Genomic DNA, 12,781 nt, shown 5'->3' with positions numbered 1-12,781 from the left:
CTATGCGGGACTGCATTTTTTTTGACACTTTCATTAATATTAAATAGTATTATTATGCTTTGACACTTTCCCAAAAAAAATCAACATGTTTTTCAAACTGCGTAGAGAGATTGGTCGTAGATTCGTTGTCTATGCGAAGAAGCGTCACATGGAGGCGAAGGTAGAACAGGGGAGAGAGAAATTCGTTTGCCATCAGTATCGGATCGCTGGATCTCACCGACCCCTCCTGCATCATCGTAAAAAACACTCCTGAGAGAGCTTTGATGTTTTTGTTATGAAACTCATTTATAAAACCTTCTCTTAACTGTTTGTTTTGAAAGAGTTCTATCATCAATATTCGAAACAGACTCTCTTTAGCTTTGTCGAAAGTTATCAGTTTGAATTCCATTGCAAACTTATGCAGATATGATTTTGGATTGCTTAACTGCACAGAAGTGAGAGCAGGGCTGTCCTCTTTATTAAACGGCGTAGAGAAGATCTCTGAAGCTACGCTTAGAAATATCTCCTCTTTGTTCTTGAAATGATTATATAAAGCGCTTTCTCTTATCCCTACTTCTGCTGCAATCTTTCTCACAGAAGCATTTTTATATCCCAGCTGTGAAAAAAGCTTCATCGAAGCATCGAGTATCTTTTTTTTTGTCGGATTTGTTTCGTTTTTATCCCTATTTTGCGGCATTTGAAGACCTTTTTGCGTTTATAATGTGAACAGTTGTTCTTGAAAAAATATCCTTTTATGAACAACTGTTAATGTAAATAAAATTATATATGAACAACTGTTAATATATCCTTAGTTTGAAAAGAACACTTGTTCACTTATATGCAAAACAGTAAATTTATATATATTTGGTTATCATTATGCAGGTACAACAAGTTGATGCTTGAGCACAGGTTCAAGAGGAAAGTCCGGGCTACCGTAAGACAGGGTTCCATTTAACCAATGGCCATAGTAATATGAGGGAAAGTGCAACAGAAAATAAACCGCCACTTATAAATGCAAGTCAGCATTTTGGTGTTGAGTTGCGAAAAAGCCGAAAGCTTTTTTGTGCTTCAGTGCCATAGCGGCTAGCGTAGTTTTACCGGGCTTTTGCTCAGAAAAACGTTCCAAATAAAGTGGTAAGGGTGAAACGGCGGTGTAAGAGACCACCAGTGCCTATAGTAATATAGGCAGCTTGTAAACCCAACCCGGTAGCAAGAAACAGATGGTTAGCGTCTTACAAAGCTACTGTTTCGCTAGAGTTGATCTGTAAAGATCAAAGTAGATTAATATCACTATAACAGAACCCGGCTTACCGTTGTACCTTAACATAAAAAAAAGAGAGCAGTCTTTCTCATATTTTATAATATGAAGCCATCAGACTATTTATTCTACCCGGTTTCTTCCACGCTCTTTGGCGAGATAAAGCTTTTCGTCTGCCTGAGTGACGTATTTGTCGATTGTTTCTTGACTGATAGGTGTTTTATTGTCCACTATGATCGATATTGTCCCGATGCTTACAGTATATTTGATCGAAATACCTTCAATATCCACTTTTGCCGCAGCAGTTGCATCACATACTTTTTGAGCGAGTACGAGAACCTCCTCTTTATCCGTCATGGAAAGCAGGACTACGAACTCTTCGCCGCCGAATCTAAATATATAGTCCGACTTACGAAGCGTGTGCTCCAAGACATTGGAGAAATGCTGTAAAACAATATCGCCGACGGCATGCCCGTAAGTATCGTTAATACGCTTGAAATTATCCAGATCGCACATCATCATCGCAAACTCTCTGCCCGCAGCTTTTGCAATGTCGAGTTTGTTTATCATGATCTTATTGAACAATCTCCTTGTCAACAGGTGGGTAAGGGGATCTTTCGCACTTTCTTCGATCTCATTTAAAAAGGCAATCTCGTTACCGATCTCAAGTGAATAATAATCGATTCTCTGCATAAGATGAATAAGAGTAGAAGGGCGTACGTTTTCGCTTCTGCAGTGGCTCACGACGTTTGCTGCTAAGTCATGCAGGTTGATATGCAGTTTTTCTATAATTTTAAAATGGGATGTTGAGATCAGATATGAAGTGGTCGCGCTGTGCATCCATTTGCCGAAATCACAAAGATTAGGGTTTAACTGAGGATATGCATCATCCTTTTGATTGTTTTGTATATATAAGATAAGATCGATTATCCATCGTATATGGCTTTCGTAGTGTATCATGAACTTTTTGTCCGGCATGGCCGCGATATGAGACAGACGCAGCTCGTTTTTCAGTTTCAGCTGTTTTAAAAACCTTTGCAGATACAAAACAGTGATGCGGTTCTCATGGTCGGTAAAAAAATGGTTTATCTCATTGATATATTTCAGATCGTGTTTTTCTAGCAGGCTGCCCAGGAGATTCCGTACGACAGTGATCAGTTCGCTGTACAAAAACAGATAGGATATCTCATGCTCGATCGTGAAATATACCAGCTCTTTCGTGTTTTTTTCGACTTCTTCTCTAGTGGGCGAGAGCAGAAGCTTTAAAAAGAGCTTTTTATATTTTGTAATAATACCGGTATACAAAAGATCTTTTGAGTTGTCAAACTGAAGACTTTCCAAACTTATGTTAAAGTCGTGTACGCATCGTTCTATCTCAGGGAAATATTTTTGTATTATCTGCATGGGAGACTCCGTTGAATTATTTGAATTCATTATACCTATATTTTTTACAGAAGAGTATAAATAAATTATTTTCAAGAGAATTTACATTATGTTAACCAAAGTATGTTTCGCAGGCCGATACTCTTTACAATAACGGCTTTATCATATATTCATATATAGAAAACACTATTTCCACTGCAATAAGCCAGATGATTATCCACTCCAAAAACTCGCTTGATTTTTGGTTTATCATATCGGTCGCAAATTCGACGGATTCTTTTAAGTACGATATCTTGTATTCTATGACGTCAAAGCGTGATTTGAGTTCTAACTGCAAAGAGAGCTGATTGTATAAAGATTCCAGCTCGGGATCGTCCCACAGGATGTCGGGTTTATCTAAGAGATAAAGCTGATTTAAGATATGAAATCTCTCTTTTGCTATGGAGCTTGCGAATTTCATCAGCTTTGCCCTATCCTTCACTTTAAGCTGCTCTATCTTTTCATACAGCGTTTTGCTCTCATCCATCTTTTTTTCCAGTGACAGCTCTTTTATCTCAAGCCCTACGCTTTGAGAAAGAGCCAAAGAGATGATTGAGCCCACAGATTTGTTAAATCGATCATATTTGATAGTATTTTCGTCGATCTGCGGTTTGGTATACTCTTCATTGACTATCATCATATAGTCTTGGTTTATGAGAGCTGTTTTATAGTGCTCGGCTTGTTTTATGCCCAGTCTTGAAAGAAAAGAGATTATCTCTTCAAATGAGAAGTTACAAAAAGTGATCACGCCGAAAGAGGATACGAAGATAAGTTTGTCGTTTGTGATCTCCCCTACAAGAGAGTTTTCGATCCGGCTTAGTACCATCCCCGGAAATTCGCTTTCAAGCTCTCTTTTTGATACGGTATTAGGTATCTCTACACATACAAATAAAATATTTTTGTTCATTCTAAGCTCCGCAATACCGCTATTGTATCACAATCTGTAATATTGTTCTCTTATCCTCTTTTCAAGCTTTTTGGAGTCTATAAGATATCTGTTTACGAGATTGTGAAACTGTTTTGAGTGGTTCATATATTTTATATGGGCAAGTTCATGAACGATGACGTAGTCGATAAGTTCGCAGGAGAGCTTTAAAAGGTTCGTATTAAACGTGAGTTCCTTTTTGCTATCGCAGCTTCCCCATCTTTTTTTCATCTTTCTGAACTTGATGTTTGCCGGATAAAGCTCCATCAGAGTGCTGAAATACTCCACCCTGCCCGGTATATGGCTTTGCGCCATCTCTTTATAATATTTATCGTAACTGATCAGTATATTTTTTTGTGTGGGCATTCGAAGCTTTTGCAGTTTTTCTTTCAGGCTCGATGCTATTTCATGATCGATACTGTATACTTCGCCAAATATCAAAACTTCATCCTCTATGTTCACGTCTATCTTCTCATATTTTTTTATATGATCGATCTTTTTTATGATCCACTCATATTTGTTTTCTATCAGGGTATAGATGTACTTTTCCGATTTTACGGGAGTTTTAACGACTACTTGAGTTGAAGGAAGGATATTTATATAACTGTTTTTTAATCTCGGATTGTATTTGTATCTTATATCCAAACCAAAGATATCGAGGCTATTCATAAGGGATCGGGTCTGTCACGCCTGCTTGTTCAAAACCGTTCAAGCGTAGTCTGCAGCTGTCGCAGATGCCGCAGGCTTTTGCTTCGTTCTTATAGCAGCTCCAGGTAAGTTCAAGAGGAACGTTTAGTTTTAACGCTTCTTTGACGATCTGTGACTTTTTAAGATGAACCAAAGGCATATGGATGGTTATGTCAGTCTCCTCTTTCGTACCGAGGTTTATGCTTTGCTGCATGCTTTTTATATACTCTTCTCTGCAGTCCGGGTATCCGCTGCTGTCTTCCTCGACGACACCGATGCTTATCGCCTGTGCACCCTCTTTTTCGGCGATTGCCGCTGCCATGCTCAAAAATATGCCGTTTCTAAAAGGCACGTACGTCACGGGGATACCGGCTTCGATCCCGCCTGTAGGGATTTCAATGTTCGTATCGGTCAATGCGGATGCTCCGAGCTCTTTGAAAAAACCTATGTCCAAGTCGTATTTTTTTTCTACTCGGAGAGCTTTACAGATATTGTTAAAACATTCAAGCTCTTTTGCTTCGGTTCTCTGATCGTAGTTAAAATGGACGGCAATGATGTCAAATCCCTGCTCTTTCATCATATAAGCACTCAGTGTCGAATCCATACCGCCGCTCATGATACAGACGGCTTTTTTATTTTCAATCTTATTCATACTTGAGATTTTAGCATATTATTGTTCGGTCTTGCCGTTTTTCTTTTCTATCTCAAAATACAGATTTACGGCCTTGGAGGCTTCCAGTAATGATTTCATGGATATATTTATATTTCTGTTTATATTCAAAAGAGCCAGCATGTATTTTTCGTTTACGTTGTCCTTGCTGACAAGCTGCGTCGTTTTTTTTGTGATTTGACGGCTCTCTTCATCGGCTGTCGTAAATTTTGCAAGAGTTTTTTCCAGCGGCCATTTCTCATTCATATAGTTGACAAAGACAAGTATTATGTACACGAGGTTGCTTCTGATCTCATTATACATATTGTGAAGCGAGATGTTATCGTTGTCAAACAGGTCATCGATATTGTTTTTTATATCCTTTAGTGTTTTTGCCGCATACCCTATCTCTCTCGCGGAAGTAAGCAGTATATCGATATTTTGACTTTGTTCGGGAGTAAGATTTTGCTGGTTAAGAATATTTGCGAACTCTACGGTACCTATCTCTATATCTTTGAGATTCTCATATACTTTTTTATAGTCGAAATCTATGAATTTTTGATTGTTCGATATTGTGTCTTTGACATCATATTTGCCGTTTAGTACATCATCGGGACGTATATGTGTAAGAAGCAGACCGAATTTCAGTGTTTTAACAAAAAGATGGCTTATCTCGTTGCGCAGTGCGACCAGTGCGGTATCAGGGAATTTCGGATCAGCAAGGTGGATATATCGCGTGGGCAGCTTTTCGTTCGTTTTAAACATAAGCTGCAGATATTTTGTCATTGCCGGTATGAAATAGATCAAAAGCAGTATTCCAAACAGGTTGAATATCGTATGAAAGAGTGCCAATGCAGTCGTTTTGTCGCTATGCAAAGAAAGAGTCTGCATTAAAAAAGTACTTAAATAAGGCAGAAGCAAAAAAGCAAAAAAAGCGGTTATAAAATTGAACAGAAGATGCGCCATCGCAACACGCTTTTTATCGGGAATACCGCCGATAGCACCCAGCAGGGCCGTTACAGTCGTGCCTATGTTTGCCCCGATGACCATCGCTGCGGATTGCTCGAAGGTCAGAATATTCGCGTATAAAGCACTAAGTATGATGGCAGTTGTTGCCGAGCTCGACTGTATGAGTGCCGTTATGATAAATCCAAGCCCGATGAACGCGATTGGCGGATAGTGCGTATATGAAGCCAGATCGAAATTCTGTCCCAGTGTTTCTATGGAGTTTTTCATAATCTCCAGACCGAAAAAGAGTAGTCCGAAGCCGATAAGCGTCTTTGCTACGGCTTCTATCTTTTTATGAGACGAGTTTAATATCAGCATAAATCCGCCCAGCCCTATCATCGGCAGCGCAAAAAGCTCTATCTTTACTTTAAACCCTAATGTGGCCACTATCCATGCCGTTACCGTCGTTCCGAGATTTGAACCGAAAATGATCCCTATCGCCGATTCCAAAGGAACAAGAGAGGTGCTGACAAAGGAAAGTGTCATAAGTGTAACGACGGAGGAACTTTGCAGTACTGCCGTTGCCAAAGCACCTGTCAACAGTGATTTTGATCTTGTCGAAGTCGAATTTTTTATCCATTTTTTAAATCGTATACCGGCGAGCTCTTTTAATGCGATCTCCATATAAAACATTCCAAACAGGAACATTCCCAGACCGGAAAACACTTCAATGACCATATTTAACATTCATATTTCCTAATATCAAAGTTCTTTATCATGAAACCTCTTTAGTATCTTATCAGCAACCCTAAAAGAGTTGGCATAAATTGTCCAAGTATAAGGGACACTGCCTCCCGTGGGCATAAACGAAGCATCCGTGACATAAAGATTGTCAAGCGCGTGCGCTTTGCAATTCCTGTCTAGCACGGAGTTTTCTTCGTTATTGCCGAAACGGCACCCTCCCGCAACAAGATTGGGCGGAGGAGCGCTTGAGATGTTTGATCTTATTTCGACCGCTCCCATCTCTTTTAAGAGAGTTTCGGCTTTTTGCGCAAGAAAACTGCCCACTTCGATGTCATGGTTGTGCGAGTTTAAACGTATCTTGGCGACGGGAACACCCCATTTGTCTTTTACATTTTCATCAACACCGACAAAGCAGTCATCCGTAGGCAGCCAATCATTAAATACTTCAAAAACAAACTTTCTCGACCGTATAAAGGCATATTTTATCCTCTGCTGCAATCTTTCTCCCCAGATCAGGTTGAGATCTTTGTCATAAACCTCTCCCATCGCCCTGTTTGTGGGATTTGCATGTTCAAACAAAAAGTCGATTGTGCCGCCTTTTATCTTTTTGCCCTCTTGTTCAAACTCATACCAATCCTGCAGCGAACGGTTTACAAACGCGCCTCGCAGCAGCAGTACATTCTGTTTTTCTTTTGGCAGGTCCTCAAACCTGAGTCTGCCCTCACCGCTTCCGCCGGCTGAAAATATAAGATTTTTGCCTACCTGTCCGTAGTTGTTTAAAAGACCGTTTTTAAAACGGCTGCTTTTCGAATTTAACAGCAGTCTCGAGCTTTCAACGGCCTGAGCGGCCAGTACGAAGAGTTTTGCTTCTGCATGAAGAGATCGTCCGTTTTTATTATAGTAGTGTATTTTAGTAGCTTTTTTTCCGTCGTTGTCTATCTTGTATACGAATGAATCACTTAAAATAGTGCAGTTCCCCGTTTTTAAAGCTTTGTTTAAAAGTGCTGAACGGGCATTGCCTTTGGCACCCGTAGCGCATCCGTAGCTGCCGCAGAAGTTCGAATATGAACATCCTTTACGTTCAAGAGCATCCGAAGGAAGAACTGCGCGTGCCGTAGGTATGGAATAAAGCCCAAGTTTTTGACATGCCGTATCAAACCATGACGAGATAGGATGTTCCCAAGTAGGTTTAAAGGGATACTCAGCCGACGAGCGGGGCTCTAAAAACGGGTGCTTTACCACTCGTCCTGAAACGCCCACTATCTTTTCGACTTTGTCATAGTAGGGTTCAAGCTCTTTGTAGTCTATCATCCAGTCGACTATGTTGGCTCCTTCTATCTTGCCGTAAGTAGAAAGAAGTTTGAAATCGTTTGGTTTCATACGGTGAAAATATCCGCTCATAAGGTTTGACGAACCGCCGACCATCGAACCGTTCCAAAAGTTCCAGCCGCTTTTTCTGCTTTCAACGGCTTCCCATTCTCCGTCGCTATTTTGCGTCTCTATAACATGCTGCTCCTCATCGAGCGGCGGAGTGTAGATGTCTCTTCTTGAGACGGCAAGCTCGTCTTTAAAAAAATCTTTTTCCGTGTAGTATCTGCCTTTTTCCAGTACCAGAACCCTTTTGCCGGCGCGTGAGAGTTCATATGCGATAGGCGCGCCCCCTGCTCCGCTTCCGATAATGCATACGTCATACATATCTGTTTACCTTTAAAGGACGAGGCAGACCCGGTTTGTAATCAAGCCATAACCAGCCTGTTTCATTTATATTTGCGCCATAGACCGGATCGCTGAACATGGCCTCGAGCGTATAGTTCATCAGATACCATAGCCAGGTGTCCCCCCACTGTTTTTGCGATATCGTCTTGAGTATTTTCTGTCTTTGATCGGGTGAAAGTTCTATATAGTTTTTTATATAGTGGTTCTGTGCCTTTTGATTTATCCAGCCTGTTCCGTTTCTTAGTATTTTTTTCTTCTCTGCGGGAACTCTTTTGTCTTGCATAACGGCTTTTAAAAAACCTATTACATTGAAAGAGTGGGGATTTGGCATTCCTACACCGGATGGGAAAAGATCGTTTATTACCATAGAGATGGTCTGGTAAGGCTCTTTTAGCACGGATACCTGCAGAGCATACGAACCTGCCTCTTTGGCAAATACCGTGCTGCTTAATAAAACGGCGGAATACGCAATAAATTTTCTTCTCTTCATATCGTAATAGTATCATATAAGGTTTTTATTTTTAATATTTATTTTGATCCGGCCGATATATTAAATGTGCAAATATAGTGTGAAAGGGTAAATTATGGACGCAGTTACAAGTTCAAATGCTCCGGTTGCGGCACAAATATATGCTATGAAAAAAAGTCAGGATGTTGATGAAAGAGCTGTTATGGATGTTTTAAATAGCGCCTCTGTTCAAAACAACAACCTTAAAGACGCAAAACTTCAAGACTCTGTAGCACAAAAGACAGGCTTGGGGCAAAGTTTAGACCTTTTGGCATAGTTTTTACAGATAGTTTTTCTATCTGTAACTGCATTTACAACTCTTCTTCGATATAATTCCGTATGATTGATTTTGATAACAGAACCCCGTATAATCTTGATTTAACCCGGATCGAGTCGATAGTCAGAAATCTGACGGACAAAGAGATCGAACTTATCCTTACAAACAATGAAGAGATACATGCCATAAATAAAGAGTTCAGGAGAATAGACGCTCCGACCGATGTTTTGAGCTTTCCTTATGAAGAGATGCCCTCTTCTCCTCTTGGAAGCATCGTTATCTCGTATGATTATGTAGAGAGTGCTTCTAAAAAGTTTAATCATTCGCCGGATGACGAATTTGCTCTTCTTTTTATACATGGGCTGCTTCATATCCTTGGATTCGATCATGAAAGCGATAACGGCGAAATGCGTCAAAAAGAGAACGAAATTATTAAAGAGTACGGTCTGCCCGAGAGCCTGATAGTCAGAACAGAAGGATAATAATGGATTTTATCATATTTATAATATCTATGGCAGCTCTTATATACGGGGCGGATTTCATTATAAAAGAGTCAGAGCGAATAGCCCTTCACTATAATATATCGCATTTTGTGATCGGCGCTACATTGGTGGCCTTTGGAACGTCGCTGCCGGAGATGGCGGCATCCATGATGGCGTCATATGCTGGGAAAAGCGATATGGCGGTAGCAAATGTCGTAGGAAGCGTGACCTTTAACATTACACTTATACTGGGTCTTGTGTTTTTTATAGCAAAGAAGATGAATCCCAAAAGAGATCTTTTCTCGATCGACAGCGCCTGGGTGGTCGTACCCGTTATCATATTTCTGCTGATGATCCAAGACGGCAAGATAGGAAGATTTGACGGCTTTTTGTTCATACTGATGATGGTCTCCTACCTGACGTTTCTTTTTACTCATGCAAAGAGCGATCTTGACGGAAGTATCGATGAGGAGCTGACAAAAGAGAAGTTCAACTGGATAAAATCCATCACTTTTCTTATTATCGGGTTCGTATTTGTGATCGGCGGTGCAAATTTCGTCATTGAAAGCGGATCGAACATAGCCAGAACTTTCGGTGTAAGCGAGTGGATCATCGGATTGTTCTTGATATCGCTTGGCACAAGTCTGCCCGAACTCGTCGTTTCGCTTGTCGCGATAAAAAAAGGAAACGCAGATCTAAGTGTCGGCAACATCATAGGCTCAAATGTCGCCAACTTCTCGATGGTGCTCGGAGGCGCGTCACTGCTGCACCCTTTGACGGTAAGTCTTCATGACAACTTCTTTGATATCATGATCATGACCGCGGCATCTTTCACGCTTCTTTTTATTATTGCAAACAGACTTTACAATAAAGCGGGAGCGATATTTTTACTGATCATACTTGCTCTTTTCATTCAAAATTCTTTTAACGCATTATGATCTTAAAAGGGTCTTGAAGCTTTTTTAAAATGCTACTTCTTTATGTATCCGTCTTGTAAAAGTTTATTATATATCTTAGAGACGATATCTCCTGCAGCATGCCCTCCATGTCCGCCGTGTTCGACTAAGACGGTGACGACGTACTGAGGATTTTTATAAGGCCCGTAAGTCGTAAGCCAGGCATGAGAACGCGTATAGTATTTCATTTCATGCTCTTGAAGCCTTTTTTTGGTTTCCTGCGAGATCCCGACGACCTGTGCAGTACCCGTCTTACCGGCGAGTCTGATTTTTGTATGCAAGAACGGAGTCGCCGTACCATGATCTGCGTTACAGACGTCGTACATTCCCTGTCTTATTATATTTATCTTTTTCTTTTCAATTTCGTTTAGTACATCTTTAAATACCGGCTTTACCTCTTTGTTCCCTATCTTTTTTGCAATATGAGGCGTAACCAGTTTGCCTGTAGCGATAAGGGCGGTAAGCTGTGCGACCTGCATAGGAGTAACTAGAAAATCCCCCTGCCCGATCGCCGTATTTAAAGTTTCTCCTATGTACCATGGTTGATTATATTTCTTTCTTTTCCATTCACGGCTGGGAACGGTACCGATGAACTCATTTGGCAGGTCTATACCCGTTTTTTCTCCTAAACCGTATCTGAGCATACCTTTGCTCATAGTTTCTATTCCCGTATTGACGCTTGCTTTATAGAAATAGTCGTCGCAGCTCTCTCTGATCGCCTTTCTTATATCCGTTCTTCCATGCCCCTCTTTCTTCCAACATCTGAAATTACGGTTTGAGACGATATAGCTTCCCGTACAATTGACTCCCCATCTCTCATTGAGCGCAGTGGTGATGAAGATCAGCCCCAAGCCTATTTTTACGACCGAACCCGGAGGATAAAGACCGTTTATCAGTTTGTTCGTAAAAGGGGCATCTATATCCTCTATAAGCTGTTTCCATCTTTCTGTCGAGATCCCCGAGACGAAGGTGTTAAGATCATACTCAGGGAAGCTTCCCGCCGCTAAGACGGAACCGTTGACATCCATGACTATAACGGCTCCCGATTCGTTTTTAAACATATCGGATATATATTTTTGCAGATTCATATCGATGGAGAGGATAAGTTTGCGGTTTTCTATCGGATTTTTATGATAAAGTTCCTGTATCTCCTCGTTTTTGGCACTTACTTTTACTTTTCTTTCTCCCGCTTCGCCTTCTAAAAAAGTGTTATAGTACCTTTCGATTCCGTTTTTCCCCACGGAACCTATGATTGAAAGCAAAGGATCCCTGTCTATATCGTTTTGATTGGCGTTTGACACATATCCTATGATATGCGAAGCCGTGTCGTTATAAGGATAAAAACGTTTAGGAGATGAGATGATATGGATATTGTCCCGCAAATTCAAGATCGAATATACGGGCATAATGTCCTTGTAGGAGATAAAACTGGCAACCTCTATATAGTTCTGGTTGTAATATGAGTCTTGTTTCATATACTCTTTTTTCATTTTCTCTTTGTCAAGAGAAGGGATGTATTTGACCAGCGTGTCCAGTTCGTCGTCAAGTATGGGCATATTTTTTTCGCTGCTCAAATGCGGAGCGATCTCTATTTTAAATCCAAGTTTGTTTATGGCTACAGGATTGTTGTTTCTGTCTAGTATCTCCCCTCGTACAGGAGATATGAGCTCTGTTTTAATGGTATTTTTATCCGACAGGTCCTCATAATACTCATTATGCTGGATTGCCAGATAGAAAACTCTGACGATCAGCGATATCCAGGCAACGGCAAAGATAAGAAGTATTATTTTAAGCCTCAAGCCAGATCCCTTTTGAGTTCCAATCCTGGAATATCAGAATAATGACAAATTCGATGATAATGTAATAGATGACGTATAAGTTAAGATCGGGCGGGTTTAACAGAAACATTTGAGAAAGCACCAGAGCAAAGAGATAATATCCGATATATGCGATCAAGACCAGTAAAAACTTGACACAATTCACGCATTGGATATATTTGTCCAGTTTTAGAACCAGAAACCTATATATAAAAGTAAAATAGACGATAGAACTAAAGAGTATATAGTCTTTTTGGGCTTCGAACAGGATCAAAGCCAATGAAGCCGCAAGTAGGGTCACCGTATCGTCGTTTTTTATCGCATTTATAAAGATGACGAACAAAACGGCGAACAGCGGAGGCAGGAACAGATATATGCTGCTTAAGCTTTCATATATCAAAAAGAGCGTTAAA

At 40.5% G+C, this 12,781-nt stretch carries 13 protein-coding genes and 1 other RNA gene; 4 read left to right on the top strand and 10 right to left on the bottom strand.

The genetic code is table 11. The features are described from left to right. Positions 1-52: 52 nt before the first annotated feature. Complete coding sequence (locus WCY03_RS06200; RefSeq protein ID WP_345991208.1) at positions 53-676, bottom strand: TetR/AcrR family transcriptional regulator; 624 nt, start codon at positions 674-676, stop codon at positions 53-55. A gap of 182 nt (positions 677-858) precedes the next feature. Here WCY03_RS06200 and rnpB point away from each other — a divergent pair. Further along, positions 859-1,305: RNase P RNA component class A (rnpB, locus tag WCY03_RS06195), an RNA gene on the top strand. Between the two features lie 55 nt (positions 1,306-1,360). Here the strand turns inward: rnpB and WCY03_RS06190 are convergent. The 7 genes from WCY03_RS06190 to WCY03_RS06160 form a co-directional block, all read right to left on the bottom strand. Continuing rightward, on the bottom strand, positions 1,361-2,641 hold the full coding sequence (locus tag WCY03_RS06190; protein WP_345991206.1) for a sensor domain-containing diguanylate cyclase: 1,281 nt from the start codon (positions 2,639-2,641) through the stop codon (positions 1,361-1,363). Positions 2,642-2,765: 124 nt separating this feature from the next. Next, a complete protein-coding gene (locus WCY03_RS06185) occupies positions 2,766-3,566 on the bottom strand; it encodes an RMD1 family protein (protein ID WP_345991204.1) in 801 nt (266 codons plus the stop codon). Positions 3,567-3,593: 27 nt separating this feature from the next. Next, on the bottom strand, positions 3,594-4,253 hold the full coding sequence (locus WCY03_RS06180) for a M48 family metallopeptidase (RefSeq protein WP_345991202.1): 660 nt from the start codon (positions 4,251-4,253) through the stop codon (positions 3,594-3,596). Beyond that, positions 4,246-4,923, bottom strand: coding sequence for a 7-cyano-7-deazaguanine synthase QueC (gene queC / locus WCY03_RS06175; protein WP_345991200.1), 678 nt, complete (start codon positions 4,921-4,923; stop codon positions 4,246-4,248). The genes WCY03_RS06180 and queC overlap by 8 nt, the downstream gene beginning before the upstream one ends. Before the next feature lie 18 nt (positions 4,924-4,941). After that, positions 4,942-6,615, bottom strand: coding sequence for a Na/Pi symporter (locus WCY03_RS06170; RefSeq protein ID WP_345991198.1), 1,674 nt, complete (start codon positions 6,613-6,615; stop codon positions 4,942-4,944). Between the two features lie 15 nt (positions 6,616-6,630). Continuing rightward, positions 6,631-8,307 carry a GMC family oxidoreductase gene (locus tag WCY03_RS06165; RefSeq protein ID WP_345991196.1) on the bottom strand — a complete coding sequence of 559 codons (1,677 nt, stop codon included), beginning with the start codon at positions 8,305-8,307 and terminating at the stop codon, positions 6,631-6,633. Next, a complete protein-coding gene (locus tag WCY03_RS06160) occupies positions 8,300-8,818 on the bottom strand; it encodes a gluconate 2-dehydrogenase subunit 3 family protein (RefSeq protein WP_345991193.1) in 519 nt (172 codons plus the stop codon). Before WCY03_RS06160 ends, WCY03_RS06165 begins: the two co-directional genes overlap by 8 nt. 94 nt (positions 8,819-8,912) lie before the next feature. Between WCY03_RS06160 and WCY03_RS06155 the strand changes: the two genes are divergently transcribed. The 3 genes from WCY03_RS06155 (at position 8,913) to WCY03_RS06145 (ending at position 10,533) form a co-directional block, all read left to right on the top strand. Continuing rightward, the gene (locus WCY03_RS06155; RefSeq protein WP_345991191.1) at positions 8,913-9,113 is read left to right on the top strand and encodes a hypothetical protein; all 201 of its coding nucleotides are present in this window, start codon (positions 8,913-8,915) and stop codon (positions 9,111-9,113) included. 62 nt (positions 9,114-9,175) lie between these two features. Beyond that, positions 9,176-9,595, top strand: a complete 420-nt coding sequence (ybeY, locus tag WCY03_RS06150; protein WP_345991190.1) for an rRNA maturation RNase YbeY — start codon at positions 9,176-9,178, stop codon at positions 9,593-9,595. Positions 9,596-9,597: 2 nt separating this feature from the next. After that, positions 9,598-10,533, top strand: coding sequence for a calcium/sodium antiporter (locus WCY03_RS06145; protein WP_345991188.1), 936 nt, complete (start codon positions 9,598-9,600; stop codon positions 10,531-10,533). A 32-nt stretch (positions 10,534-10,565) separates the two neighbouring features. Here the strand turns inward: WCY03_RS06145 and mrdA are convergent, their stop codons facing one another. Both mrdA and WCY03_RS06135 read right to left on the bottom strand, forming a co-directional pair. After that, the gene (mrdA, locus tag WCY03_RS06140) at positions 10,566-12,350 is read right to left on the bottom strand and encodes a penicillin-binding protein 2 (RefSeq protein WP_345991186.1); all 1,785 of its coding nucleotides are present in this window, start codon (positions 12,348-12,350) and stop codon (positions 10,566-10,568) included. Further along, positions 12,340-12,768 (bottom strand): hypothetical protein, encoded by a 429-nt coding sequence (locus WCY03_RS06135; RefSeq protein WP_345991184.1) that lies wholly within the window; start codon positions 12,766-12,768, stop codon positions 12,340-12,342. Before WCY03_RS06135 ends, mrdA begins: the two co-directional genes overlap by 11 nt. Positions 12,769-12,781 lie beyond the last annotated feature (13 nt).

The organism is Sulfurimonas sp. HSL-1716, from assembly GCF_039645975.1.
GTDB classification, from domain to species: Bacteria; Campylobacterota; Campylobacteria; order Campylobacterales; family Sulfurimonadaceae; genus Hydrocurvibacter; species Hydrocurvibacter sulfurireducens.
The sequence above is the reverse complement of the archived record's forward strand: the minus strand, read 5'-3'. Positions and strand labels throughout refer to the sequence as shown.